The 26,606-nt window shown below is 61.6% G+C and carries 23 protein-coding genes; 14 read left to right on the top strand and 9 right to left on the bottom strand.

Annotated elements, in window-relative coordinates; translation table 11 throughout:
• The first annotated feature begins 7 nt into the window (after nucleotides 1-7).
• The 3 genes from FVE66_RS07065 (at nucleotide 8) to FVE66_RS07080 (ending at nucleotide 4,665) form a co-directional block, all read left to right on the top strand.
• Nucleotides 8-1,846, top strand: a complete 1,839-nt coding sequence (locus FVE66_RS07065) for a carbamoyltransferase family protein (RefSeq protein WP_151446699.1) — start codon at nucleotides 8-10, stop codon at nucleotides 1,844-1,846.
• Nucleotides 1,847-1,927: 81 nt separating this feature from the next.
• The gene (locus FVE66_RS07070; RefSeq protein ID WP_151446700.1) at nucleotides 1,928-3,052 is read left to right on the top strand and encodes an SGNH/GDSL hydrolase family protein; all 1,125 of its coding nucleotides are present in this window, start codon (nucleotides 1,928-1,930) and stop codon (nucleotides 3,050-3,052) included.
• 275 nt (nucleotides 3,053-3,327) lie between these two features.
• On the top strand, nucleotides 3,328-4,665 hold the full coding sequence (locus tag FVE66_RS07080; RefSeq protein WP_241673074.1) for a right-handed parallel beta-helix repeat-containing protein: 1,338 nt from the start codon (nucleotides 3,328-3,330) through the stop codon (nucleotides 4,663-4,665).
• Nucleotides 4,666-4,807: 142 nt separating this feature from the next.
• Here FVE66_RS07080 and FVE66_RS07085 read toward each other — a convergent pair whose 3' ends face one another.
• From FVE66_RS07085 to FVE66_RS07095, 3 genes are all read right to left on the bottom strand, one after another.
• Nucleotides 4,808-6,265: a right-handed parallel beta-helix repeat-containing protein gene (locus FVE66_RS07085; protein WP_151446702.1), complete on the bottom strand. Its 1,458-nt coding sequence runs from the start codon at nucleotides 6,263-6,265 to the stop codon at nucleotides 4,808-4,810.
• Nucleotides 6,262-7,305, bottom strand: a complete 1,044-nt coding sequence (locus tag FVE66_RS07090) for an SDR family oxidoreductase (RefSeq protein WP_151446703.1) — start codon at nucleotides 7,303-7,305, stop codon at nucleotides 6,262-6,264. Before FVE66_RS07090 ends, FVE66_RS07085 begins: the two co-directional genes overlap by 4 nt.
• A gap of 254 nt (nucleotides 7,306-7,559) precedes the next feature.
• A complete protein-coding gene (locus tag FVE66_RS07095) occupies nucleotides 7,560-8,756 on the bottom strand; it encodes a GGDEF domain-containing protein (protein WP_151446704.1) in 1,197 nt (398 codons plus the stop codon).
• Nucleotides 8,757-8,879: 123 nt separating this feature from the next.
• Here FVE66_RS07095 and FVE66_RS07100 point away from each other — a divergent pair, with 123 nt between their 5' ends.
• Together FVE66_RS07100 and FVE66_RS07105 are read left to right on the top strand one after the other, a co-directional pair.
• Nucleotides 8,880-9,299, top strand: a complete 420-nt coding sequence (locus FVE66_RS07100; protein ID WP_151446705.1) for a DUF1810 domain-containing protein — start codon at nucleotides 8,880-8,882, stop codon at nucleotides 9,297-9,299.
• Between the two features lie 71 nt (nucleotides 9,300-9,370).
• Entirely contained in the window at nucleotides 9,371-9,958 is a 588-nt protein-coding gene (locus tag FVE66_RS07105) for a restriction endonuclease (RefSeq protein WP_161993207.1), read from the top strand.
• Between the two features lie 47 nt (nucleotides 9,959-10,005).
• Here FVE66_RS07105 and polX read toward each other — a convergent pair whose 3' ends face one another.
• From polX to dnaK, 3 genes are all read right to left on the bottom strand, one after another.
• Nucleotides 10,006-11,733, bottom strand: a complete 1,728-nt coding sequence (gene polX / locus FVE66_RS07110) for a DNA polymerase/3'-5' exonuclease PolX (protein ID WP_151446707.1) — start codon at nucleotides 11,731-11,733, stop codon at nucleotides 10,006-10,008.
• A 46-nt stretch (nucleotides 11,734-11,779) separates the two neighbouring features.
• Nucleotides 11,780-12,847: a DnaJ C-terminal domain-containing protein gene (locus FVE66_RS07115; protein ID WP_241673075.1), complete on the bottom strand. Its 1,068-nt coding sequence runs from the start codon at nucleotides 12,845-12,847 to the stop codon at nucleotides 11,780-11,782.
• Nucleotides 12,848-12,948: 101 nt separating this feature from the next.
• The gene (dnaK, locus tag FVE66_RS07120; protein ID WP_151446709.1) at nucleotides 12,949-14,871 is read right to left on the bottom strand and encodes a molecular chaperone DnaK; all 1,923 of its coding nucleotides are present in this window, start codon (nucleotides 14,869-14,871) and stop codon (nucleotides 12,949-12,951) included.
• Between the two features lie 280 nt (nucleotides 14,872-15,151).
• On the opposite strand from dnaK, the gene FVE66_RS07125 reads away from it, so the two are divergent.
• The 4 genes from FVE66_RS07125 to FVE66_RS07140 all read left to right on the top strand — a co-directional run bounded on the left by FVE66_RS07125 (nucleotide 15,152) and on the right by FVE66_RS07140 (nucleotide 20,141).
• Nucleotides 15,152-17,599: a Lon protease family protein gene (locus FVE66_RS07125; protein ID WP_151446710.1), complete on the top strand. Its 2,448-nt coding sequence runs from the start codon at nucleotides 15,152-15,154 to the stop codon at nucleotides 17,597-17,599.
• A 123-nt stretch (nucleotides 17,600-17,722) separates the two neighbouring features.
• Nucleotides 17,723-19,024 carry a sodium-dependent transporter gene (locus tag FVE66_RS07130; protein ID WP_151446711.1) on the top strand — a complete coding sequence of 434 codons (1,302 nt, stop codon included), beginning with the start codon at nucleotides 17,723-17,725 and terminating at the stop codon, nucleotides 19,022-19,024.
• 185 nt (nucleotides 19,025-19,209) lie between these two features.
• Nucleotides 19,210-19,656 carry a nuclear transport factor 2 family protein gene (locus tag FVE66_RS07135; protein ID WP_151446712.1) on the top strand — a complete coding sequence of 149 codons (447 nt, stop codon included), beginning with the start codon at nucleotides 19,210-19,212 and terminating at the stop codon, nucleotides 19,654-19,656.
• Nucleotides 19,657-19,664: 8 nt separating this feature from the next.
• Nucleotides 19,665-20,141: a YbhB/YbcL family Raf kinase inhibitor-like protein gene (locus FVE66_RS07140; protein ID WP_151446713.1), complete on the top strand. Its 477-nt coding sequence runs from the start codon at nucleotides 19,665-19,667 to the stop codon at nucleotides 20,139-20,141.
• 78 nt (nucleotides 20,142-20,219) lie between these two features.
• On the opposite strand, the gene FVE66_RS07145 is transcribed toward FVE66_RS07140, so the two are convergent.
• Both FVE66_RS07145 and FVE66_RS07150 read right to left on the bottom strand, forming a co-directional pair.
• The gene (locus FVE66_RS07145; protein WP_151446714.1) at nucleotides 20,220-21,200 is read right to left on the bottom strand and encodes a Bug family tripartite tricarboxylate transporter substrate binding protein; all 981 of its coding nucleotides are present in this window, start codon (nucleotides 21,198-21,200) and stop codon (nucleotides 20,220-20,222) included.
• Nucleotides 21,201-21,241: 41 nt separating this feature from the next.
• Entirely contained in the window at nucleotides 21,242-21,697 is a 456-nt protein-coding gene (locus FVE66_RS07150; protein WP_151446715.1) for a PaaI family thioesterase, read from the bottom strand.
• Between the two features lie 431 nt (nucleotides 21,698-22,128).
• Between FVE66_RS07150 and FVE66_RS07155 the strand changes: the two genes are divergently transcribed.
• The gene (locus tag FVE66_RS07155) at nucleotides 22,129-22,689 is read left to right on the top strand and encodes a thermonuclease family protein (protein ID WP_241673077.1); all 561 of its coding nucleotides are present in this window, start codon (nucleotides 22,129-22,131) and stop codon (nucleotides 22,687-22,689) included.
• Nucleotides 22,690-22,966: 277 nt separating this feature from the next.
• Here FVE66_RS07155 and FVE66_RS07160 read toward each other — a convergent pair whose 3' ends face one another.
• The gene (locus FVE66_RS07160) at nucleotides 22,967-23,275 is read right to left on the bottom strand and encodes a helix-turn-helix domain-containing protein (protein ID WP_151446716.1); all 309 of its coding nucleotides are present in this window, start codon (nucleotides 23,273-23,275) and stop codon (nucleotides 22,967-22,969) included.
• 296 nt (nucleotides 23,276-23,571) lie between these two features.
• On the opposite strand from FVE66_RS07160, the gene FVE66_RS20595 reads away from it, so the two are divergent.
• From FVE66_RS20595 to FVE66_RS07175, 4 genes are all read left to right on the top strand, one after another.
• Entirely contained in the window at nucleotides 23,572-23,697 is a 126-nt protein-coding gene (locus tag FVE66_RS20595; protein WP_277753153.1) for a hypothetical protein, read from the top strand.
• A gap of 168 nt (nucleotides 23,698-23,865) precedes the next feature.
• A complete protein-coding gene (locus tag FVE66_RS07165; RefSeq protein WP_151446717.1) occupies nucleotides 23,866-24,306 on the top strand; it encodes a hypothetical protein in 441 nt (146 codons plus the stop codon).
• Nucleotides 24,306-24,872 carry a DNA cytosine methyltransferase gene (locus tag FVE66_RS07170; RefSeq protein ID WP_151447239.1) on the top strand — a complete coding sequence of 189 codons (567 nt, stop codon included), beginning with the start codon at nucleotides 24,306-24,308 and terminating at the stop codon, nucleotides 24,870-24,872. The genes FVE66_RS07165 and FVE66_RS07170 overlap by 1 nt, the downstream gene beginning before the upstream one ends.
• Nucleotides 24,869-26,581, top strand: a complete 1,713-nt coding sequence (locus tag FVE66_RS07175; RefSeq protein ID WP_161993208.1) for a replication endonuclease — start codon at nucleotides 24,869-24,871, stop codon at nucleotides 26,579-26,581. The genes FVE66_RS07170 and FVE66_RS07175 overlap by 4 nt, the downstream gene beginning before the upstream one ends.
• The last annotated feature ends 25 nt before the right edge of the window (nucleotides 26,582-26,606 follow it).

Genomic DNA, 26,606 nt, shown 5'->3' on the forward strand with positions numbered 1-26,606 from the left:
GGCTGGCATGCGCATATTGGGAATTTCTGCCTTCTACCACGACAGCGCCGCTGCGCTGATCGAGGACGGCGCGATCGTCGCCGCTGCGCAGGAAGAGCGTTTCACCCGGAAAAAGCACGATGCCGACTTTCCGAAGAACGCCGTCGAATACTGCCTGCGAACGGCGCGCACTTCGCTGGATGACATCGATTACGTCTGCTTCTACGAAAAGCCCTTGCTGAAATTCGAGCGATTGCTCGAAACCTACCTGGCGTTCGCGCCACGCGGGTTCAGCTCGTTTTGCATGGCCATGCCGCTCTGGCTGCGGCAGAAGCTGTTCCTGAAAGACCTGCTATCCAAGTCGCTGGCGCCGTACGCAAACAGCACGTATCCAGAGGAGCGCCTGCTTTTTTCAGAGCACCATCTAAGCCATGCCGCGAGCGCCTTCTATCCGTCGCCCTTCGAGCAGGCAGCGGTGCTGACAATGGACGGCGTCGGCGAATGGGCGACCACCTCACTGTGCTGGGGCGAGGGCAGCAAGCTCGAAGTGCGGCGCGAGATGCATTTCCCGCACTCGCTCGGCTTGCTGTATTCGGCCTTTACGTATTACACCGGATTCAAGGTGAACTCGGGCGAATACAAGGTGATGGGGCTGGCGCCATACGGTGAACCGAAATACACAGGTTTGATCCTCGACCACCTGATGGACCTGAAGGAGGACGGCAGCTTTCGCCTGGACCTGGATTACTTCAACTACTGTGCAGGCCTGACCATGACCAGCAATCGCTTCGACCGGCTGTTCGGCGGGCCGCCGCGCAAGGCGGAAGCGCAACTGACGCAACGCGAGATGGACCTTGCCGCATCGGTACAAGCGGTGACGGAGGAGGTGGTGCTGCGCCTGACACGCTCGATCCGGCGCGAGACCGGCGCGGCCAATCTATGCCTGGCCGGCGGCGTGGCGCTCAACTGCGTGGCAAACGGCAAGGTGCTGCGGGATGGCATGTTTGACGGACTGTGGGTGCAACCGGCATCCGGCGACGCCGGTGGCGCGCTCGGCGCCGCATTCGTGGCCTACCATTTGTTCAAGGACCAGCCGCGCAAGGTTCCGGTGGGAACGGCCGACCTGATGCAGGGAAGCTTCCTGGGGCCGGAGTATGCGCAAGCGGAATGCGAGGAACGGCTGCGCAAGGCCGGCGCCCGGTTCGATGTCCTGAGCGACGATGGGATCGTCGATCGTTGTGCGCGGGCGCTGGCGGATGGCAAGGCCCTGGGATGGTTCCAGGGCCGGATGGAATTCGGGCCGCGGGCGCTGGGCGGGCGTTCGGTGCTGGGCGACGCCCGGTCGCCGGCGATGCAGTCGGTACTCAACCTGAAGGTGAAATATCGCGAGTCGTTCCGTCCCTTCGCTCCCTCGGTATTGCGCGAACATGTCTCCGATTGGTTCGAACTCGATGCCAGCAGTCCCTACATGCTGCTGGTTGCCGATGTCGTCAAGCAGCGCCGCAAGGAAATGACGGAAGACGAGCAGAAGCTGTTCGGCATCGCCAAGCTCAACATTCCGCGTTCCGACATTCCGGCCGTGACGCACGTCGACTACTCGGCGCGGGTGCAGACCGTGCATGCCGACACCAACCCGAAATACCACCGTCTGATCTCGGCTTTCCATGGCATGACCGGTTGCCCCGTGATCGTCAATACCAGTTTCAATGTCCGCGGCGAGCCCATCGTGGGCACGCCGGAGGATGCCTTCCGCTGCTTCATGGGAACCGAACTTGATTGCCTGGCCGTCGGCAACTGCTTCCTTGAAAAAAGCGAACAGGACGCGGCGCTGAAGCAGAACTACGAGGCCGCTTTCGAGTTGGACTGAAGATGAGGCTGAACGGCTGAAAGAAAAGCTGACTGAAAAACGGACTGAAAAGCGCAGGGCAGGGGAGCGCCAGAGAAAACCATGGAAGAAACCAGCAGCCCGGATGGGGAGCGCCTGTCAAACCGTGCCAAGTGGGTCGCCCTGCTGGCGCTGCTGGCGGTCATCCTGCTGCTGGCGTTTGTCGGTGCCGAAGCGCTGTTGAGAATGCGGCAGGCAGCGAAATATGGCATCCAGAATTCGATCGAGTCGCGCTTCACGCAGGATCCGGTGAGCGGCTTGCGTGTGCCGCGGGCGGGATTTTCGAGCGGTCCCTATTCGATCAACAGCCTGGGATTTCGTGGTCCGGAACTGACACAGCCGAAGCCGGCGCAGCGCTTGCGCATCGCCTATCTGGGCGCATCCACCACTGCCTGCGAAGAGGTATCGGACAATGCCGCCATCTGGCCGCATCTTGCCACCGCCTCGCTGCATCAAGCCTTTCCCGCCCGGCAGATGGACTACATCAATGGCGGCGTCGCTGGCTACACGCTGCGCTCGTCAATCAGGAATCTCGAACTGCGCGTGGCGCAGCATCAGCCCGACGTGATTGTGATTTACCACGCCACCAACGACCTGAGCCGCGAGTTGCGTGAACTGGCCGTGAAGCAAGGCCTGATTCCGGAGGGGGGCTTCAAGGAGTTCTCATGGCCCGGCAACTATTCCCTGTTGTGGAACCTGGCCGAAAAGAACTTGCGCGTGATGGCGGCACAGCGTGCAGCCCGCGACAAGCAGGGTCGGCTGCGTTTCGATCCCGGCCAGCTCGGCCTCGGCTTCCGGGACGAATACATCGCCCTGGTGCGCCGCGCACAACATTCCGCGAAACTGGTCGCGCTGGCGACCTTCTCGACCCGGTTGCGAAAAGGGCAGTTACCCGAGGAGCAACAGCGGTCGATGGCCTCGGCCATCTTCTACATGCCCTTCATGAGTTTTGAAGGATTGCTGGCATCGTACGAGCGATACAACAACATCATCAGGGAAGTGGCTGCGGCAACCGGCGCCTTGCTGATCGAAGGCGAGCAGGACGTGCCGGGCACAGCAGAATATTTCAACGACTCAGTTCACTTCACCGGAGCTGGCAACCGGGCGATGGCGCAACGCATCGGCAGCGCACTCGCCGCCGATCCCCGGTTCCGGGCGCTGGCGAACGGATCAGCGCAGGCGCACTGATTCCGGTAGCCCCGATCGGCCGGGCACCGCTGTTTGCTGTCGAAATGGCAACCGTGCCGCCAGCGTCCAACGAGACCAACGAGGCCAACGAGGCCAACGAGACCGCCTTGATCGGAAGCGCAGTCTTTCAGATCTGTCCATCCCCGTAACATCTGGAAAATATTCCCTATGGAACCAATTTCCACACGGAAACCTCCAACCCGTTCTTATTCAGGTCCACGTCTGGACAAAACGGAGAGGTTTACATGGCTTTATTTGCACGATCGGTACTTCCCATGAGTTTGCTCGCCTGCGTCAGCAGTGCTGTTCTCCTCGCCGGCTGCGGCGGCGGCAGCGGCGACACAGCCGGTACCACCGATACCTCGGCGGTCGCGGCCGATTCGGCTTCAGCGGATGTCTTCGCGGCCCGGAGAAAGAAGGTTTCGACCACCACGACCACCACGACGACCACTACTGATCCGACGACTACCACGACGACCACTACTGATCCGACAACTACCACCACCCCGACCACTACCACGCCGACAGGCACGGTGCTAAGCGTCGGGCCTGGAAAACAGTACACGCTTCCCTGCCAGGCGCTGAAGGCAGCGCCTGACGGCGCAACAATTGAAATCGAGGGATCCGCCACCTATACCGGTGACGTCTGTGCTTTCTATGGAAACAATCTCACGATCCGTGGCGTCAACGGACGTCCCAAGATCGATGCCGCCGGCCTGGGCGCTGGCGGCAAGGGCACCTGGGTGGTCGGCGGCAAGAACACCGTGGTGGAAAATGTCGAAATGTACGGCGCCAAGGTCGCGGACCGCAACGGCGCAGCCATCCGGCTGGACGGCCAGCACCTGACGGTGCGCGGTAGCTATTTCCACAACAATGAAGATGGCATCCTGACCAGCAACGATGGCATCAGCGACATCGTGGTCGAGTATACCGAGTTCGGCGCCAACGGCTATGGCGACGGCCAGTCGCACAACATCTACGTGGGTTCGGTGAACAGCCTGCAGTTCCGCTACAACTATTCGCACGACGCGAAGGTCGGGCACAACCTGAAGTCGCGCGCCAAGACCAACCTGGTGGCGTACAACCGGTTCTCCAGCTCGGGCCTGGGCCAGCCCAGCTACGAGATCGACCTGCCGAACGCCGGTACCAGCTACATCATCGGCAACGTGATCCAGCAACCGGCGCAGAACCAGAATCCGAACCTGGTCGCCTACGGGGCGGAAGGTGCCACCAATCCGGGCAAGGACCTGTATTTGATCAACAATACTTTCCTGAACGACGGCAGCAGCGGAACCTTTGTCATGATCGGCAGTACTGTAACGACGCCGGCCCTGATCCAGAATAACGTCTTCGCCGGCACTGGCGCCGTGACCAACCAGGCCTCTGCAATCAAGCAGTCGAACTACGCGGCAGCCAATCCGGCATTCGTCGATCGTGCAAATTACGACCTGCGTCCGGCCGCTGGTGCGCCGTTCATCAACGCCGGCACCCAGCCCGGCACAGCGCCATCGGGTCTCACCCTGGCGCCGGTGATGGAGTACCTGCACCTGGGCTCCGGCCAGGCCAGGCCACTGGTTGGCACCATCGACATCGGCGCATACGAGGCGCGCTGATTGGTGCTGATCGTCCTGATTGGTGCTGATGTGAACTGATGCCGTAATGGCAATCAAGAAGGCGGGATCCTCCGGCAGGAGGTCCTGCCTTTTTTTTCGCTCTCGCCTGCCTTGCACTGCCGGTCCCTTTCCAGCGCATGGATCAAGGGCTGCGCATGCCTTTGCAGGCGCTGAAATCCTCGAACGCGCCGTAGGCGGCCAGCAAGGGACGCGGCTGGCCGCAGAGGTCCGGCATGCCGGGCGCGGCGGGTGTGCGCGCCGGCATGCCGCTCCATCCCAGGTCCAGCGACGCGACATCCCCGAACAGGGCGCGCACGGGATGGCTTCCGGCATACAGGCGGCTGAGCGGGGTCGATATGTTGTCATCCGTATCGAGCAAGGCGCCGTCGCGCGTGCGGATAATGCCGTCCACCAGGTTGCCCTGCACGTTGGCGGCAGTTTCGGCAAATCGCAGGTCGATGCCGGCAGTGTCGAGCAATGTGTTATGCGTGACCCGGCTGGCGGCTGCGCGGTTCAGGTAGATGCCAACGTCGGAGCAGGCGAGCACCAGGTTCGATTCGATGACGCTGTTCTCCTGCTCGGTAATGCAACGCCGGTCGCGGCAATAGGCCGGGCCGGTGCCGCCGCCGCCCAACGACAAGCCGACTTCCTGCCCGGCCGGCTGCAGGCGGTCATGGCAGATGACCAGGTTGCGCTCGATCCGGTTGCGGGAACCCGCGCCTTTCATGTAGACGCCGAAGCTGACCTTGTTGCCGCCGGTCTTGACGAAATCAGCGATCAGGTTCTCGCTGACCAGCCAGCCGCTGGCGGCGACGATATCGACCAGGTTGACCGATCCCGCTGTGCGCCGCGCAGAGGTGTTGCGTATGGTGTTGCGCCGGATGATCCCGTGATCCGGGTAATGGTTTTCAAGGCCGTTGACCTTGAAATGCGCATTGAAGTCGAGCAGCGTGTTGTCCGTCGCAACGAAATTCCTGGCCCGCCCGGCCACGTGGAAACCGTGTTCGCATTGATCTTGGCTGGCGCAGACGCCCTGGAGGTGCAGGTTGCGGAAAGTCCAGTAGGGTTCTTCGACCAGGATCGCCTCGGCGGTGGCAAACAACAATTTCACCGTTCCCTGCTTGCGCGCCTGCACCACGATGGGCCGCTGCGCGGAGCCGCCCCGGCTTGGTCCCAAGGTGCGTTCGAAACGGTATTCGCCGGGCAGGAAAGTGATGACATCGCCTGGCTGGGCCATCTCGAACGCCTGTTCCGCCTGCAAGGGCGTGGACACCAGCAACTCGCGTCCGGCTGGCTGCGCCGCAGGCTTCCCGTCGTCCACGGCAGCGCCGATGCCCGCAAGCGGACGCTGCCTGGAATGGCTGGCGGCCTGCCATTCGGCCTGGTCGATGCGATCGGCGTCAGCAATGAATCTGGCCACTGCGTAGCCGATGTCGGCCAGCGGCCCATCCCGCGGCATGATGCGTTGCTCGATCCGGTAGCCCAGCGTGCGAGGTGGCGCCTCGTCGATGGCCCGGATGGCATACAGCATGGAGCCCGACACCAGCGCAGCAGCCGCGAGCAGCAGCAAAAGCATGCGCGGCAGGTGGCCGGACATCATTGCTTCGGCCGCGCCAGTTCCTGGCCAAGCGCCCAGTCGATTGCGGTGCCGAGGCCGGCTTCGGTGGAGTGCGACGGAACATATCCGAGCAAGGTGCTGGCCTTGGCGATGCTCGCCTGGGAATGGCGCACGTCGCCGGGGCGAAACGCCAGGTAGACGGGTTCCTGGGTGCAGCGCACGCCGCGCTCCGCCAGCGTGCGCCTGATCGCGGCGAACAATTCGTTCAGGGTGGTCCGGTTGCCGAGCGCGATGTTATAGACCTGATTGATTGCATCCGGGTCGTCGTTCATGGCCGCCAGCAAGTTCGCTTGCACCACGTTCTGCACGAACGAGAAATCACGGCTGGTTTCGCCATCGCCGTGGATGAAAACCGGCTCGCCGCGGATCATGGCGGTGATCCATTTCGGAATTACCGCCGCATAGGGTCCATCGGGATCCTGGCGCGGACCAAAGACGTTGAAATAGCGCAGCCCCATGCTCTCGAATCCATGGGTGCGCGCGAATACGTCCGCGTACAACTCGTTGACCAGCTTGGTCACGGCGTAGGGTGACAGCGGATTGCCCACTCGATCCTCGATTTTCGGCAGGTCCGGATGATCGCCATATGTGGACGAGGAGGCGGCATAGATGAAGCGCAGCACACCGGCACCGCGGGCTGCAACCAGCATGTTCAGGAAGCCCGAGATGTTGACGGCGTTGGTGGTGAGCGGATCCTGTATGCTTCTCGGGACGCTGCCCAACGCCGCTTCATGCAGCACGAATTCGGCGCCGGAACAGGCTTCCCGGCACACTGCGGGATCCCGGATGTCGCCTTCAATCAGGCGGAAATTTTTCCAACGGCTGGCACCCAGCTGCGCCTGAATCTCCGCGAGGTTGCTTGCGTGTCCTGTGGAAAAATTATCGAGCCCGACGACCCGCTGATTCAGTGCAAGCAGGGCTTCCACGAGATGACTGCCAATGAATCCGGCAGCGCCGGTCACCAGCCATGCGCGTGGGCTTGACTCCATGGTTGCCCGGGTTTCTTCGTAGAAGGTGCTCATCGGTCGCCGCACAAGTCAGGCGTCCATACTGCACCTGTGGCGTGCGCCGGATATGAGCGAAATCGAAAGTTGGCGCTGTCCCGGGCTTTGGTGCAGGTGGTTTGTTGCACGGCTGTTCATCAGCCATGTCCTGATTCTTGGCGGAGAGCGTCGCGCGCCAGGAACGCTCCCTCCCTTTCAAGGTGAGGGAGATTCTTGGCGTGCGACGGGCCACGCGTTACACAGCATTCAGCATTCAGCTTGCAGCGGCGCCCCTACGTCGCCCCTTTGCCCGGGGCCTTGCTTGCCGGATTCGGCGCCGGCCGTTCGTCCGGCGCCACCACGACCCGGTTCTTTCCGCCCTTTTTCGCATCGCGAAGGGCGGTATCGGCGGCGGCATACAGGGCGTTCCATCCGTGCCCTTTTCGATGCTGGGCGACACCAATGCTGACCGTATATTGGATGTTGGACGGCCGCGCCTCGCTCCACTTCTGCCTCATTCGCTGTGCTATCCGGGCTGCAGCGTCTGCATCCGTGTCCGGCAGCAACACCGCGAATTCTTCGCCCCCCATCCGGCAGAAGTAATCAATGGCGCGAATGACGGTGCCGCCACGCAAGACCAGGTCGGCCAGGATCGTATCGCCCACCGGATGGCCGAACGAATCATTGATGCGCTTGAAATCGTCGACATCGAGCACCAGCAACGAAAGGGGATTGCCGGTGCGGTCGGCGCGCTCCGTTTCCCGTTCCGCGAATTCCAGCAAGGCCCTCCTGGACCAGGCGCCGGTCAGTACGTCAGTCTTGGCTTCATGGCGGGCAATCAACACCAGCCGGGAGGTCACCAGGATCGCACCGGCAAGCGTCAGCGCCGGAAACAGCATCAGTCCGAGCGCAAGGAACAAGGTGCCCAGGCCGTCCCAGTCTATGGCGGCGCCCATGCGGCCGGCCACGACAGAGTCGACCTCGGCGCCGATCCGGACAATCAGGATGGCGAGTATGGATAAGACCAGGATCCGTGCGAACGCCAGCGGGTGGCCCGATGCATGCACCTTGGGAGCGCTGCGAATCGTCAAATAGATGATGAAGGTCACTCCTGCATGAAACAGGGAAACCGCGATGACCCGGGCGCGCGGCAGGTCGGCCATGTAATGGAAGTAGTACAGGAGTGCGAACAGGGCACCCAATGCGTAGAACAGTGGACGATAAAGGGCGCTCTTGCCGAAGAAACGCCTGAAGCCGGCCGCAATCAGGATGCCGGTCGCGCCATAGGCGACGTTTGCCATCTCAAGCAGCAAGAAAGGGTGGTATTTCCAGCCGATGGAATACAAGGGATACGCGATGAGGGCCACTGCGTTGGCCGCGAACCATTCCCTCACGCCAGGCATGTTGCCGCGCCAAAGGGGCGCCAGAACCCCAAGCATGACAATGGACGTGCCTGCGGCGGACACGAGCATCACATCAACTGCACGCATTCAACGCTTCCTCAGAGGGGTATTGGGTGTTGCAACGGATACTTCGCTGTTGGAAGAATTTTATCCGAAACCTGTCCCTTGAAATGCGGTCGTGAAGGGTAACGGACCGAACGGAGCAACAAGATGAAGGACCTGAAACGATTTGTCACTGCGCAGGCTGAGGTCTTCGACCGTGTGCTCGCCGAACTTGCTGCCGGCGAAAAACGTAGCCACTGGATGTGGTTCATTTTCCCGCAACTGCGGGCGCTGGGGCGCAGCCCCACCGCGCAGTACTACGGCATTGCAGACCTGGACGAGGCAAGGGCCTACTGGCAGCACCCGCTGCTCGGACCGCGCCTGAAGACCTGTGCCGAGATGCTCCTGAACACACACGGGAGGACAGCACATCAGATATTCGGGACGCCGGACGACCTGAAATTGCGTTCCTGCATGACGCTGTTCGAGCGGGCCGCACCGGACGAGCCTGTCTTCGGCCTGGTGCTCGACCGTTTCCATGCCGGCGTCCGGGATGGCCTCACGCTGGATTTGCTCTGCGGAAATTGAGCGCGGCAAAGCTTCCACCCCGGTTCGAACCCGGTCGCGCTATCATGCGGCCTCATTCGAATGAAAGGGAAGTGACCGTGAATTTCAAGATGCGCGAGAACTCGCTGTTTGCCATTTTGCTACGCTCGCCGTACTGGATCAGCTTTCTGATCGCCGGCGCGCTGGGCGTGGTGGCAAGCATGACCTTGCCGCGCCAATATGCCAGCATGGGCGCCTTCGCCGGCGGGCCGTTTTTCATCATCGGCGTGATCGCCGCCTGGAAACAGTTGCGTGGCATCAGCCCGGCCCGCGCGAGCAAGCTGATCGACGAGATCAACCGCATGGCCTGGCCGGCGTTCGCCGATGCAATCGAAGAAAGCTTCAAGCTGGAGGGCTATGCCGTTACCCGATGCGCCGGGGCCGGCGCCGACTTCGAAGTTGAAAAATCGCAGCGCCGCACGATGGTCAGCTGCAAGCGCTGGAAAGCGGCCAGGCATGGGGTGGAGCCGCTGCGCGAATTGCAGGCGGCAGCTGCCGAACGCGGCGCGGAATGCGTGTACATGGCGACCGGCGAGGTGACCGAAAACGCACGACGTTTTGCAGCCGAAAACGGGATCGACCTGATGCAGGGAGCGCGGCTCGCACAGTTCCTGCGCAAGGCGGTGGCGCTCAAGAAGTAAGGGAGCAACTCACGAAACGAAATCAGCTTCCATCGCTGCGCGCACCGTCACCCGCGAGCCTTGAGCAGGAGCTTCCGCAGCGCAGTCAACGAGCGGGCATTGAGCACGTTGTCCGGCCCGGTCCATCCGCGCCGCGCCTGGGCAATGCCGAAGCGCAGGTTGTCAAAGTCGAGTACGCTGTGGGCATCCGAATCGATCGCCACCATCACTCCCTCACGCCGCGCCTGCATGCAGTACTGGTCGTTGAGGTCGAGGCGGCTGGGCTGTGAATTGACTTCCAGGAAGCAGCCGCGTTCGCGGGCGTGCCGGATCACCCGGTTCATGTCCAGCGCGTAGGGTTCACGTTCGCCCAGCAAGCGGCCGGAGGGATGGGCCAGCAGCGTGAAGCAGGGGTGGTCCATCGCCTTGAGTATGCGGGCAGTCTGGCGCTCGCTGGGCAGGTCCATCTTGCTGTGTACCGCGCCCACTACCAGGTCCAGACGGCGCAGCAAGTCATCGGGCAGGTCGAAGCTTCCGTCCACCCGGATCTCTGCCTCTATTCCTTTGAGCAAGACGATGCCGTGCAGCTCTGCATTGAGCGCGTCGATGTCATCGATCTGGCGCGCCAGCCCGTCGGCGTCCAGGCCCCCGGCCACGGCGAGCGAACTTGAATGGTCGGTGATCGCGATGTAGTCCAGCCCGCGTTGCTGCGCCGCCAGCGCCATTTCGCGCAGGCTGTTGCGGCCGTCACTGGAGCGGGTGTGCACATGCAGGTCGCCCTTCAGATCGGACAATTGCACCAGATCCGGCAGCTGTTCCTGCTGTGCCGCTTCGATTTCCCCACGATTTTCCCGCAGCTCGGGCGCGATCCATGGCAGTCCCACCGCCTTGAATACCGATGCTTCAGTCTCGCCGGCGATCCTTTCTTCTGCGGAGAAGACACCATACTCGTTGATCTTCAGTCCGTTCCTGCGCGCCAGGCCGCGCAGTGCGATGTTGTGCTCCCTGGAGCCGGTGAAGTAGTGCAGCGCAGCGCCGAAACTGACCGGCGCCACCACCCGCAGGTCGACCTGGATGCCCTGGCGCAGCACCACGCTGGCCCTGGTGCTGCCCTTGGCAAGCACCTGTCCCACGCCATCGAATGCGGCGAACGCGGCGATTAGTGCAGTGGGACGGCTGGAGCTGGCGACCAGGTCGAGGTCGCCCACCGTTTCGCGGCCGCGCCGGAAGCTGCCCGCCACTTCGACCTTCGCCTGCGCATCGCTGGCGCGAAGATGACGTACGAGCGTATCTGCCAGCTCAGTGGCGAGCGCGATGCCGAAGCGGCGCGACTTCGACAACCTGTCCTCGACCGCCTGCAGGATGCGTTGCTGTCCGCGTGTGCCCATTCCCCGCAAGCCTGCCACCGTTCCCTCGCGGCAGGCGTCTGCCAGTTGCTCCAGGCTGTCCACCCCCAGCACCTCGTGCAGCAGCTTTGCGCGCCGGGGGCCGATTCCGGGTACCGCCAGCAACTGTCGCAGGCCGGGAGGAAGTTCACGCCGCAATTGATCGCGCAGCGCGCATGTTCCGTGATCGGCGATCTCACGGATCTTGCCCATCAGGTCGGTGCCTATTCCCGGCAGATGCGGCACTGGCTGTCCCTGCTGCAGCATCGTCTGCAGGTTGGGAGCATAGCTCTGCAGCAGCCGTGCAGCATTGCGATAGGCTCGTACCCGGAACGGGTTGGCGTCCTGGATTTCCAGCATATCGGCGATCTCGGAGAAGATCTCCGCGATATCGCTGTTATGTACCAGCATCTTCCTCCTCCACGCCCCATCACGCTGCCGGTGCGCCGGTGCCCGATCAGGACCTGCGGCGGGCCAGCGTGCGCAGCTGTTCGTACAATGCCCGTTCCTCGCGGCCGAGATTTTCCGGCACGCGCACGCCGATGCGCAGGTACAAGTCTCCATGCTTGCCGCCGCCAAATGCCGGCAGGCCTTTTCCCGCAAGCCGCAGCACCGCATCCGGCTGGGTGCCAGGCGGCACCGTCACTCTGGCTGATCCCTGCAGCGTAGGGATGGTCAGGTCGGTGCCGAGCACGGCGTCGGTGAGCGCGATCGATTCCTGCCGCACCAGATCGGCCCCGAGGCGCTCGAAGCGCGGGTCCGGCCTGCTGCGAACCACGGCAAACAAGTCCCCGGGCGGCCCGTTCTTGTCGGGGCTGGGCATGCCTTTGCCGGGAATGCGCAAGGCCGTTCCTTCCTCGACGCCGACCGGAATCTTCACCGTCAGGCTCTCTTCGCTTTCGACCGTGCCGCTGCCCTGGCATTCCGGGCAGGGATGTTCAATGAACTGCCCGCTGCCATGGCAGGAAGGACAGGTGCTGATCTGCTGGATGAACACATGCTGTTTGTCCTCATGGCTGCTGTGGGTGATGCGGCCAGTTCCACCGCAGGCCTTGCATGGGGTTGGCGCTGCGCCATCTTTTGCGCCAGTGCCATGGCAGGCCTGGCAGGGGACAGGGCGGGCAATGTGCAGCGTTTCTTCGCCCCCGTTGGCAATATGCTCGAGCGACAGGGTCAGGGGCACCTGCATGCTTTCGCCGTGCCGTGGCCCGGATGGGCGCCGATGAAAGAAACGGGAGAAGGGGCTATCGCCGCCGAAACCCAGGCCGAGGCCGCCGAACAGGTCCTCGAAATCAATGTTGCCGAACAAGTCTTCCGCGCTGAATCCGGCCACGCCGGAGAAGCCACGTGCATCGTACTCGGATCGCTTCCGAGGGTCCGACAGCACCGCATATGCCTGCGCGATTTCCTTGAAGCGTTCCTCGGCGCCCGCGGACTTGTCGCGGTCCGGGTGATGCTTCAGCGCCAGCGCACGAAAGGCGTCCTTGATGGCCTTCTGGTCGGCATCGCGGCCGACGCCAAGCACCTCGTAATAATCACGTTGTCCGGAATCGATGGATCACCTCGAAAATTCAGGATGCATCGCGGGTTCCCCGGTGTTGGTCCGGCCCGCGCGCTACAGTGCCGCTAGCGGTTGTCCGGGTTGCCCGGGTTGTCCGGGTTGTCCCTGTATTCGGCGTCGACCACCTTGCCGCGCGGTCCCGATCCGCTGGGGCGCGCTTCGCCGGTGGCCGGCCCGGCATCCGGCGGCGGTTCCGGGGATTCCCATCTGGTTTCCGCGTAGGGACCGCCCTTGCCGGCCTTGCCTGATTGCGAGTACAGCACCGTGCCGGCTTCGCGCAGCACTTTCTTCAAGGCCTCGGCGCGTTCGGTGGCGGCGGCCACATCCTTCCTGGACACGGCGTCCCTGGCATCGCGCAAGCTGGATTCAATGCGGCCTTTCAATTCTGACGTGAGCTTGTCCTCGAAGTTCGCCAGCATCTTCTCCGCTTCGTAGCAGGTCTGGTCTGCTGCATTGAGCTTCTCCGCATCCTCCCGCCGCTTCTTGTCGGCGTCGGCATAGCGTTGCGCGTCCTCGACCATGCGCCGCTTCTCGCTCTCGGACAGGCGGGTGGAGCCACTGATCGTGATCGAACGGGATTTCCTGCTGGCGGTGTCGAGCGCCGCTACGCTCAGGATGCCGTTGGAGTCGAGATCGAAAGTGACTTCGATTTTCGGCACGCCGCGCGGCGCGGGCGGCAGGCCGTCGAGCGTGAATTCTCCAAGGCTGGTGTTGTCCTGCGCCATGGCCCGCTCGCCCTGGTAGACGTGGACGGTGACGCTGGTCTGCATGTCGGCGGCGGTGGTGAAAGTCTCGGTGCGCTTTACCGGGATCGGCGTGTTGCGCGCGATCAGCGAGGTCGCCACGCCACCCAGGGTTTCGAGTCCCAGCGTCAAGGGCGTCACATCCACCAGCACGATGCCGCCGACTTCGCCACCCAGCACGCCGGCCTGGATCGCCGCACCGGCGGCGACGCATTCCATCGGGTCCACCCCCAATTCCGCGGGGCGGCCGAACAGCTCTTCGAAGAAGGCGCGCACCGCCGGCATGCGGGTCGGCCCGCCGACGAAAACGATGCGGTCGATGTCCCTGGGGGTCACGGCCGCATCATGCAGCGCCTGCTCCACCGGTGCCCGGCAACGCTCGATGACGGGCCGCACGATGCGTTCCAGTTCGGTTCGGCCGAGATCCATTTCCAGATGCCGCGGCTCGCCGCCAACCGCAGCCAGGTAGGGAATGCTGACATGGGCGCTGACACTGTTGGTAAGGTCGATCTTGACGGCTTCGGCGGCTTCCATCAAGCGTGCTGCGGCCTTGCGGTCGCCACGAACATCGACCCCGCAATCGGCCTGGAAGCGATCCGCCAGATACTCGAAAATCCGCTGGTTCATATCGGTGCCGCCCAGTTGCGTGTCGCCGCTGGTGGCCTTGACCTCGAATACCCCTTTGCCGAACTCCATGATGGTGACGTCGAGCGTGCCGCCTCCAAGGTCGACCACGACAATTCTCAGTTCCTGCTCCAGGCGGTCAAGGCCGTAGGCCAGTGAAGCTGCGGTCGGCTCGTTGACCAGGCGCAGCACTTCCAGGCCGGCAATCCGGCATGCGTCTTTAGTGGCGCTGCGCTGGTTGTCGTCGAAATACGCCGGCACGGTGACGACAGCCTTCTCGACCGGCTCGCCGAGAAACGCCTCTGCATCGCGCTTTATCTTCTGCAGCAGGAAGCCGGAAAGCTGCTCGGGTGAATATTCGCGGCCGCGCAGGAGCACGGTTTCGCGCTTGCCCATCTTGCGCTTGAAAGCAGTGGTTGTGCCTTCGGGATTGGCTGTGGCCTGGCGCCGGGCGGGCTCACCCACGAGCATTTGGTCGTCGGCAGTCAGGGCGACATAGCTCGGGAATGCCTTGCCGCCAACACTGATTCCCTCGGCACTGGGAATGGTGACGGGCCGACCGCCGCGCAACACCGCGGCAGCCGAGTTCGATGTGCCGAGGTCGATTCCGATAGTGGCCATGAATGCTCCGTGGACGATGGAAATTGCACGACAAAGGCGCCGGAAGTTGAATGCGCATTAGTCCGGACAATGCGGCCAATCCGGTGAATCCTGTCCTGCTGTCGCATTCCGGCGGGGTTGCCATGATGGTGGGCCTTGCCATGCCCGGATTCGTTGATCGCGGTCAATGAGCGCTAGCGACCCGGATATTGACTGGGCTTTCCGGGGCTAAAGTAGATATCCGCAGGCGATCCGGGACCGGGGAGCGGTACTGGACGCGACTGATCTTCCAAGAATAAAAATGACGCCATCCCCATCACTTCTTCCAGGCCAGCTCTATCACGCGTGCGATCCCGCACAATTCAGCTTCGATACCACCGCGGATCTGGACGACCTGGGTGAAATGGTCGGCCAACTGCGCGCGATGGATGCGATGCGCTTCGGCGCAGACATTCGCCACGAAGGCTATAACGTCTTCGCGCTCGGCCCGTCCGGACTCGGCAAGCGCAGCGCGATACGTCAGTTGCTGGAGAAACAGGCGAGGACGGAGCCCGACCCCGACGACTGGTGCTACGTCAATAATTTCGCTCATCCGGACAAGCCGCGCAAGCTGCGACTGCCGTCCGGCCGGGGATCGATACTTCGCGCGCAGATGGCGCAGCTGGTCGACTATCTGCGCACCGCGATACCCGCACTGTTCGACAGCGACGAGTACCGCGGCAAGATGGATGCGATCCGGGATGAATACCGCGAGCGGCAGGAAAAGGCGTTCGGCGAGTTGGGCGATGATGCGCAAAAGCAGGACATCGTGTTGCTGCGCACACCGGGCGGATTCGCCTTTGCCCCAACCCGCAACAAGGAGATCATTCCGCCAGAGGAGTATGAAAAGCTGCCGGAAGAACAGACCAAGCAGGTGGAGGCAAAAATTGCCATCTTGCAGGAACGCCTGGAAAAGATCCTGCATCGCCTGCCGCAGTGGCACAAGGAGCGGGCAGAGCGCGTCAAGCAACTCAATCGCGACACGGTAGTTTCAGCCGTCGAGAACGCGATGATCGAGCCGCGCACCAATTTCAGCGACCTGGCCGAAGTGCTGGATTATCTGGACAAGGTGCAGCAGGACTTGATTGAACACGCCGACGATTTCAGCAAGCAGGAGGAATCCGCGGTGGTGGACGGCATGGTGATTTCGACCGGCCAGAATTTCCAGCGCCGCTATCGGGTCAACGTGCTGGTGGGGAACGGCAAGCATTGCGGCGCCCCCATCATCAGCGAGGATAACCCCACCTACACCAATCTGGTCGGGCGTGTAGAACACATGGCGCAACTCGGCGCCCTGGTAACCGACTTCAGCCTGATCAAGCCGGGCGCCCTCCATCGCGCCAATGGCGGCTATCTGCTGCTGGACGTGCGCAAGGTCCTGATGCAGCCCTTTGCATGGGAGGGACTCAAGCGGGTGCTGAAGGCGCACGAGATCCATATCGAATCCCTGGGGCAGATGTACAGCCTGGTCAGCACGGTATCGCTTGAACCGGAGCCGATCCCGCTCAAGGCCAAGATCATCCTGTTCGGGGATCGCCTGTTCTATTACCTGCTGCAGGAATACGATCCGGAGTTCAGCGAACTGTTCAAGGTTGCGGCCGACTTCGACGAGCAGGTTGAACGGACCCCCGATAACGATTTTCTCTATGCCCGCCTGTTTTCCACGCTGGCGCGCCAGGAGGGATTGTTGCATTTGGACCGGGGTGCGGTGGCAAGGACTATCGAGCATTGCGCCCGACTGGTTGGTGACGCACAACGCCTTTCGACTCACATTGGCAACGTCAAGAACCTGCTGCGCGAAGCCGACTACTGGGCGCACAAGGAAGGCACGCCGGTGGTGCAGGCATCCCATGTGCAACAGTCAATCGACCAGCAGATCAGGCGCCAGGATCGCCTGCGCAATCGATTGCAGGAGGAAATCCTGCGCGGCACCTTGCTGATCGCAACCGAAGGCGAGACCAAGGGCCAGATCAATGGCCTGGCGGTGCTCGAGTTGGGGGGCTTTGCCTTTGCCCATCCGATGCGCATTACGGCCACCACGCGGCTTGGCGAAGAAGAGCTGATCAATATCGAGCGCGAGGCAAAGCTGTCCGGCAAGCTTCATTCCAAAGGGGTGCTGATCCTTTCCGCTTTCCTCGCAAGCCGTTACGCGAAAGACCAGCCGATGGCACTGTCCGCCAGCCTGGTGTTCGAACAGTCCTACGGCGTGGTCGAAGGCGACAGTGCTTCGCTCGCGGAACTGTGCGTGCTGATCACGCATCTTGCAGACGCCCCGGTGAAGCAGTCGCTGGCCGTAACCGGCTCCGTGAACCAGTTGGGGCAGGTACAGCCGATCGGCGCGGTGAACGAGAAAATCGAAGGCTTTTTCGATATCTGCGCCGCGCGCGGCTTGAACGGCGAGCAGGGCGTGCTGATACCCGCTTCGAACGTGCAGCACCTGATGTTGCGCCGGGATGTGGTGGAAGCGGCGCAAGCCGGCCGGTTCCATATCCATGCCGTGGAGCACGTGGACGAAGCGCTGGCGATCCTGACCGGCCTGCCTGCCGGGGCACTGGGCCCGGAGGGCTATCCGGAAGGAAGCATCAATGACAGGGTTGCGAAGCGTCTGGCTGAACTGACCCGACTGCGGGAAAAGTATTCCACCGCCGGCGACGGGGACTCCAGGAAGGACAATGGCTCGCCGGACACTGCGGAAAGCACAGTCAGATAAGGACGCGGGAATCCGCACGCTGCCCACACGGTGCACATGGCTCATCCTGTGATCGCGCGGCAGCACGGGCAGGGCAGGGGCCTCGCGGGAAACCGGTCAGGGATGACGAATCAGGGATGACGAATGCGTGAGGGCTGGAAATCGCAGCCGGGATTCCTGCTGGCCTCGCTCGGATCGTCGGTCGGCCTGGGAAATATCTGGCGCTTCTCCTATGTGGCCGGCGAGAATGGCGGCGGCGCCTTCCTGCTGGTGTACGTGGCGATGTTGCTGCTGATCGGGCTCCCGCTATTGCTCGGCGAATTTGCGCTTGGCCGGCGCGCACATTGCGAAAGCTCGCGCGCCATGCACGCCGTGGTCCCGGCCCCACGCTGGCGCCTGGCAGGGATGCTGGGTGTGGTGATTTCCTGCGTCATCATGAGCTATTACCCGGTGATTGCCGGTTGGGTGTCCAGATACCTGTTTCTTTACCTGGCCGGTGGTCCGCAGGCGACCGGACCCGCGAGCCATGCACAAAGCTTTCATTTATTCATCTCGCACCCGCTGCAGCCGCTGGCGTGGCACTTGCTGGTGGTACTGCTCACGGTCGGGATCGTCTCGCGCGGAATCAGGCGCGGCATAGAGGCCGCCACTGCTTTCCTGATGCCGATCCTGGCTTTGATGGTGCTGGCCTTGGCGATCTACGGCATCACCTTGCCGGGCTTTCGCGAAGGGGCGGAATTCCTGTTCAAGCCAGACTGGTCGGTTCTCGCCACCCCCGGTGTGTACGTCGCTGCACTTGGGCAGGCCTTTTTCTCCATCGGTGTCGGGATGGGTGTGATGGTGACCTACGGCAGCTATCTGGGCCCGGGACACCGGCTTCCCCTGGCCGCTGCGGTCGTCGCCGGCGGCGACACCCTGATTGCGATTGCTGCCGGGCTGGTGATCTTTCCCGCCGTGTTCAGCTTCGGCCTCGACCCGGCCAGTGGCCCGTCACTGGCCTTCATCGTGATGCCACAGGCATTCGAGCAGATCGAAGGAGGGCGCTACCTGGCCATTTTCTTCTTTGCGCTGCTCCTGATTGCCGCGCTGACCTCGATGCTTTCACTGGTGGAAGTGGTGGTCGCCTACCTGATGGCGCAATTCGGCTGGTCGCGGCGGCGCGCGGTCGGTATCGCAGGCATCGTGATTTACCTGCTCGGCATGCCAGTGGCGCTGGGCTACGGCGCGGGATCAGTGCTGGGTGCAGTGGACCGGTTTGCCGTTCACGTCCTGCTGCCCTTGAATGGACTGTTGCTGGCCGTGTTCATCGGCTGGGCGTGGCCGCGGCAGGCAGCCACCGCGGCAGCCGGTTTAAGGCAAGGCTTGCCGGGACGCGCATGGCATTTTGCGCTGCGCTACATTGCGCCCTTGCTGTTGGCATCGGTCCTGCTGGCCGGAATCCTGTGAGCCTTGTTCGCGTTGCCTGGAGCGCCGTTTTCCGATCAAGCGGGCTGTATATTTGAGGTGTCACAAAATAGCTTCTACCAGCGCGGTCTGGCTGACGGGAACAAGGCATAGCATAGGCAGGCCGTTGATCAGATGGGTGGACATCATTCAGGGAGGAAGGGGTTCATGCATTCAAGGACAAGACCATGAACGAGCAACAGCTTATCGAGAAGGTGAAGCAAGGAAACGCCCTGTTCATTGCCGGAGACATCCAGCAATTGGTTGGCGGCTTTGCCGATGATGTGGAGTGGGTGATGGCTGATATCCCTGGCGTGCCCTTTGCGAAGACCTGGAAGGGAAAGCAGGAAGTCGCCCAGTTTTTCAAGACTTTTTCAGAGTCGCTGCGCACCAGCAGGTACGAACCGCGGGAATACATTGCTCAGGGAAAAAAGGTTGTCGTACTTGGCTATTACGCTGGGGAGGCCAAGCCCACCGGCCGTGCGCTGGAGGGGGATTGGGTGCAGATTTTCAGCTACAACAATGAAGACAAACTCTGCCGGTTCCAGCAATTCACGGATACGGCGGCGTATCAGGCAGCGTTTTCCCCGGTCATGACATCTGCGGCCACGCTCGGTACAGAGTTGCGGCACTGACGCCAGTAATGATGTTGAACCTGAGTTCCCCATCATTTGCGCACAACGGCGCAATACCGGCCAGCCACACCTGCGACGGCCGGGACATCTCGCCGGCGTTGGCTTGGACCGGCGTTCCGCCCGGCGCGAAGAGCATGGTCCTGATCGTGGACGACCCGGATGCGCCCGATCCGGCAGCCCCGCAGAGGACGTGGGTGCACTGGTTGCTGTACAACCTTCCGGCAGACTTGCCCGGACTGCCGGAAGGGGCGAAGGCCAGCGACCTGCCGGCAGGCGTCCTTGATGGCCGCAATGACTGGCAGCGCACCGGCTACGGGGGGCCATGCCCGCCGATCGGCACGCACCGCTATTTCCACAAAATTTATGCGCTGGACAAGGTCCTGCCGGACCTGAAGCATCCCGACAAGGCAAAACTGGAAAAGGCGATGAAGGGACATGTGCTCGCTCAGGGCGAGCTGATTGGATTATATCGGCGCAGCCGGTGAAGGCTGCAAGTCGCCGATTTTCGCAAGTGGATTGCCCGCGGGGGCAATAGTGCCCGCGGGCCTTGTCCTGACGCGTGATCAGTCCAGCCGGATCCCGGACGAGTCGACCACTTTCTCCCATCGGCGGACTTCAGCATCAATGAAACTCTTGAATGCCTCGGGCGTTGAACCGATTGGCTCTGCCCCCTGCGCCGCAAGCTTTGCCTTCACCTCGGGATCCTTCAGGGCGACGCTATACGCTGCGCTCAACTTGTTGATGATGGCCGGTGGCGTGCCTGCCGGCGCCATCAGGGCTTGCCACGCTCCCATGGAGAATCCGGGCAGGATCGATTCGCTGACTGTCGGCACATTCGGTGCCAGGGCAGAGCGTTGGGCGCCGGTGACGGCAATCGCGGTTACACGGCCGTCGCGCACATAGGGGTAGGCGGAGTTGATCGGATCGGCAAACAGATCGGTACGGCCCGCGATAAAGTCCGGGAATGCGCCGGCTCCGCCCTTGTAGGGCACGTGGGTCGCGTCAAGCTCCAGAGCCCTCAGTGCGACAAACATGGCGAGGTGGGTAAGATTGCCGGTGCCCGAGGATGCATAGCTCAGCTTGCCCGCGTTTTTCCTCGCGTAGTCGCGCAGGGTCTGGACATTGGTAATGCCGGACTGGTTGCTGGCCATGATCAACAAGGGCTGGTTGATCACCAGCGATACCGGCGCCAGGTCTTTGGCCAGGTCATAAGAGACCTTCTGACGAAAAGCAGCCGTGAATGCGAGCGAAGAGGTGCTGTGCAGTACCGTATAGCCATCAGGCGCAGCCTTGGCGACATAATCGGCGCCGATATTGCCGTTCGCACCGGGCTTGTTTTCGACCAGGACTGTCACGCCCAACTGAGCCGTGAGCTTGGTCCCCATCAGCCGGGCCACCTGATCGGTAGCGCCACCGGGCGCAAAGGGAACGATCAGGCGTATCGGCTTCGATGGCCACGCCTGTTGGGCGATCGCCTGGCTGCCGCCGATGAGCAGTGCGGCTGCCAGCAGGATCTTGCAATGTTTGAATGTGGTTTTTTTCATGTGACTCCTCCGGATATTTATGTTGCAGGGACAAGCTAAGTCTATTGAGCGGATCGGCCCCCGTCGGCCTTTGGTGGATTGGCCGTCAGGTACAAGCCGCGTCCGCTCGCGATCAGACGCCCGGAAAGATCGGTAATCCGCGAATCCGCCGTCGCCAGGGTGCCGCCAAGATTGACTACGCGGGCCTCCGCAAGCAGATCCCCGGGGGTGGCCGTGCGGTGGTAATCAACCCGAAGGTCAACGGTAGGGAGAGCGCGACCGATACGCGCAGCGACTGCATAGTCGCCACTGGTGTCAATCAGGGTGGCCAATATGCCGCCATGAGTGGATTGGCGCTCGGGGCTGGAAATGAGTTCCTCGCGCCAGCGAATACGCAGCAGGATGCTTTCCTCGCTGACTGACTCGACCGTCATTCCAAGCCAGCGGTTGAACGGTGAGCGATCAACGATTGCCTGCAGTTCTTGCTGATTCAATGTGCCATGAGCGGGATGCGACATTCGGATTGATCGTCCTTTTTCATTTGGTTAGCTGATCCGGCGTGCGCTGTCAGTGTCGGGCCGCAGGAGCGCGTCGGGCGCGGCAGGTGCGTGGCAGTTCTCGCCGACGTTCGGATATATGAACTGCGTTCCATTATTATAATCGCAGATCGCCGATGTGGTCGCATCCGCGCGCCTGCTTTTACGCGCCAGTTCGCCAATTCTGTTTGTCAGTTATCCAGCCATCCGCCTTTGCGCCAAGCCGTTTCGAACTCGGTTTCGAATTCCGTTTATATAATGTGCAAATGTTCGATCATCGAACTAAGCATGCGGCACGTCCGCCATCGATCCACTGATTCGTCCGGTGACAGGCGTCACGTACGACGTATCGCGCATTAACGCCGTCCGGCCACGCCTCCTGCCGCGTGAACCCGGACACAGGAAAGACATAATTGACAGCAATAGCAAGCCGGACGGATGCCGTCGCCAGCGGCGCGACAGGGCGTTTTTCCAGATTTCTCATCATCTTTTTCATCGCGGCAGCTGCGTCCTTCCAACTGCTCCCGGCGTATGCCGCGCGCTTTGAAGGCAAGGTTGTCGGTCTTTCCGATGGCGACACCATCACCGTCCTGTCCCGGGATCAAGTTCAATACAAGATTCGCTTGGCAGGGATAGACGCGCCCGAGAAACGCCAGGCGTATGGCGACAAGTCCAGGGCGCACCTGGCGTCGCTGGTTTTCGGGAAGTGGGTGGCGGTGGACTGGACCAAACGCGACCGGTACGGCCGCATCCTCGGAAAGGTGTCGGTGGCGGGCCAGGACGTATGCCTGGAGCAGATCAGGAACGGAATGGCGTGGCATTACAAAAAGTACGCCGCCGACCAGGATTGGTCGGACAGAAGCTTGTATGCCGCCGCGGAGCGTGACGCCGTGCGCGACAGGCGGGGGCTCTGGGGGGATGCTGCGCCGGTGCCGCCATGGGGATTCCGGTCAAACGGCAGGCATCCCACTTGAAGCGAGACGTTCTTCAGCGCCGGACGCCGAAGCCAATGCACGGCGGCACAGCCACTACACCTTCTGCGATGATGGAAGGCCGCAATGCGTTGGATGAGATCATCGCGGGGCTGGATTTGAAGTGACAAAAATTTCGGGGGTTGCAGCCTGGAGTCCCGGAAAGGGGAATCCAGTCCCGGTGCCTATACCTTAGAGGACTCCAGGAAGCTGGGTGCAACTTGTAATCCGCATTTTACATAATACAGAGTGATGTCTAAATCGCGTGCTAAATAATCCGTTACACCCTGGGCGAGAGGCCCAGTTTAGCGATGTGCAACGGCACGCGAAAACCCTTAAAAATCTCGTCCCAAACGGCGCGGGTTTCGTCGTTTGCAGCGCGTTCGCGGTGCATGTCGAGCATGACAAAGCCGGGATGAATTCCAAGCAGGGAAGCAACGCGCTTCGCTGTCTCATCATCGAACCCGCTAAGGCCTTTGCTCCAACGGCCAGCGGCCTGTTTCGATACGCCTAGGGCTTTCGCCAGCGCGTAATCAGTGGATACACCAAGCTTCTCGCGAAGCGCGGACAGATAGTCCTGTGTGTTCATAACCAACCCTCCTTTTTTTCCCGGATACCGGGAGCGAATGTGCGAAGAATAGGCAATTACCTATTGACGCGCAATAGACAATTGGCTGTTACCTATACTAAAAGTTGTGACAAATCAATACTTGCCGGAAAAAAATAAACAGCCAATGGGCTATTGACTGGACAAAAGACAATCGACTATTGTCCGTTGTCAGCGCAGCAAAACTGCTTTCAACCAACCCGGCAGGGGCCGCGAATCCCATCTTGCGGCGCTGACGTTTTATCTCATTCGTAGGGTTGGAATCGAGGGGTTACGGTATGTCAGTTACTTTCCGAAACAAAGAGTTCATCGAAAAAGCGGTGCTGTTCCTGCAAGGGGTGGCCTGTGGCCTGCTGATGGGCGCGCCGGTCCTGCTGTCCGCCTTCGGCGTGATCGGGGGATGACATGTGGCGAATCTACGAGCGCGACCCGCGCAACGACCAAAACAAATTCACCGATTCAGGCGTGGTTTTCGGCACGTTCGAACAAGCAAATTCGTACCTTGCGCAGAAGTACACGGAACAACCGGCGCTGGAATTCGAAGCGCGGTTTCGATGCTACTGGCCAGCGCTATGAAAGCCAACCGAATAGAACTGTCCGCACTCGCTGCGGTATCCGGGCCGATCAGGTCAAAGCAGGAAATCGAAACCCTGCACAAGTGCGCGGAACTGGCGCGAATCTCAGACCACATTGCGAAGCTGTCGAGCAGCGAGCGCCAGGAGCGCAGCGCAGCGGCTGCGGCGGCGCTGGCTAACATCGCTTCACCGGCAGACATTGAGGCGGTCCGGGCAGCGTTCTGGACCCGTTCGCGGCTGTCGGCGCGAAAAGTCGCTTGCATGGCGGCGAACATGCCGAAGGAACGCGCAGAAAAGGCGCTGGAGTCTTTCGACGCAATGGAGCGCGGCGCGGTGCATCTTGCGCTTGAAAAGCTCATAGCGGACCTGCAAAACATACAGCGGTGCATGAACGGCGGGCGTATGCCTAAGCCCGCGATCGGGCAGGGGGTGCATTGATGCGCGTCCTTGTGGCTTGTGAATATTCAGGCGTGGTGCGTGATGCGTTCCTTCGCGCTGGCCATGACGCAATGAGTTGCGACCTGCTGGAGACGGAAAAGCCGGGGCCGCATTATCAGGGAGATATCCGCGACGTGCTGGAGCCGGGGCAATGGGATTTAATGATCTGTCATCCGCCCTGCACGCATCTTTCCGTTTCTGGTGCGAGGCACTTCGCAGCGAAGAAAGCCAGCGGCGTGCAGGACGAGGCGCTGGACTTCGTGCGCTTCCTGCTGTCCGCTCCGGTTCCGCGCATCGCACTGGAAAACCCCGTTTCGATCATCTCAAGCAGGATCCGCAAACCGGATCAGGTAATCCAGCCGTGGCAGTACGGGCACGGAGAGACAAAGGCAACGTGTCTTTGGTTGCAGGGACTGCCAAAGCTGACGGCAACGGACGTGGTGGAAGGGCGCGAAGCGCGGGTGCATAAGATGCCGCCCGGGCCGGACCGCTGGAAAGAGCGGAGCCGGACATTTACCGGCATTGCGGCGGCAATGGCTGCGCAATGGGGAACCGTCGCGGCATGATGCAGGCGAACTACGTTACCGGGCTTCCGCGTCGGATGGGCGCCGCGATATCGGCGCTGTTCGCTCGGGACGGCTACGCCAGACACGCACGTAAATTCGCAGTGGTGCGCGAGTTGCAGCAGGACGGCGACAACCTGCCGCTGACGGCGGACGATGCGGCGCTGTTCAGGGCGGCGGAACAGGCGCAGCGGGCGTGCTATGAGGACGTATCGCGGCTGGTCACGGTCGATTCGATCATGGCCAGCATCGCGCAACGCTGCGACGCGGCGAACGTGCCATTTCCGGCCGGAGAAATGCCGCAGGAAATCATCGCCAGGGCGGTAGATCGGGCATGGTGGCTGCGCCAGCTTCGCAAAGAGCACGCGAGGCGCTTTGAACATGTGGCTATCCGCCTGGGCTTTACGGGGCTACGCGCCGGGGTGTACCTGTCGCACGAAAGCGCATCAAGACAAGCGCGGCGCAATGCGCAAAACCAGAAGCTGCTGGAATCAAAGACGCTGGTAAACGAAAACGGCCAGGAATACACGCTCGCAGAACTGGCGGCGCTCGGCATGGCGGACAAGGCGAAGCGGCGCGGCGAACTGATGACGCGCATCCGCGGCTTTGAAGAAATAGCGTTCGACCTGGGGCACGTGGGCATGTTCGCGACGATCACGGCACCTTCAAAATTTCACAGCGTAGGCGGGGAAAATGCGAATTATCAGGACTTCACGCCTAGAGAGGCTCAAGCCTATTTGGTCGGTGTATGGAAGTGCATCCGATCGAGTCTGCACCGTCGCGGAATTGGGGTTTATGGATTCCGTATTGCAGAACCCCATACGGACGGGTGTCCCCATTGGCATCTGCTTTTATTCGTTGAGGCAGAAAAACTTGTATATCTGGAATCCGTCATCCAGGCGTATGCACTTGCGGAAGATGGCGAAGAAAAGGGCGCGAAGGAAAACCGCTGCAAGCTGATACGCATCGAAGCGGGCAAGGGCACGGCGGCGGGCTACATCGCAAAGTACATAGCAAAAAACATAGACGGCGAGGGCGTGGGCGACCACAAGACCCGCGACGGATACACGATCGTGCCGGACATGTTCGGCAGCGAGACATTCACGCCGTCGCAGCGGGTAACGTACTGGTCACAGCTTCACGGCATCCGGCAGTTTCAACAGATCGGCGGCGCACCAATAGGGGTATGGCGTGAAATCAGAAGAATTAAGGCGGAGGCGGTGGCAAAAGCGCCAGCGGAGATTAAGGCGGCATGGCAAGCGGTCCAGGCTATTAAAAGCACGGATGCGGCGGTCGCGAAGCGTGCGGATTTCGCGGCTTATATCAGGGCGCAAGGTGGCGTATTCGTTGGACAAAAAGGGGCGATCAAAATTGCTCGGACTGCTGTCATGGTCGAAGGTCGGTATCTGACCAGAGAAGAACTGAAGCCGTGCGGCGTGTACGCGGTGCGGCAACCAGAAGCGGTGTACGAATCGACCCGCTACACCTGGACGGTGAAGCAGGGCGGCGGTGTGGCAGTTGCCGTTCCTTGGACTCGTGTAAATAACTGTACGGAGTCGCTGCGCGACCTGGGACAGAAAATGTACCGGGCGGCAAAGAAAAAGCCGGTAGCACGCGAAGTGCGGGTGCCGGTCCTGATTGATTGGGCCGGAATCAAGCGCAAGGCGCGAGATATCGAGCAAAAAACGAACGATTTTGCCAGGGGTGATTGATGCAATACACATGTAAACATAGTCC

This window comes from Lacisediminimonas profundi (assembly GCF_008831265.1).
GTDB classification, from domain to species: Bacteria; Pseudomonadota; Gammaproteobacteria; order Burkholderiales; family Burkholderiaceae_D; genus Lacisediminimonas; species Lacisediminimonas profundi.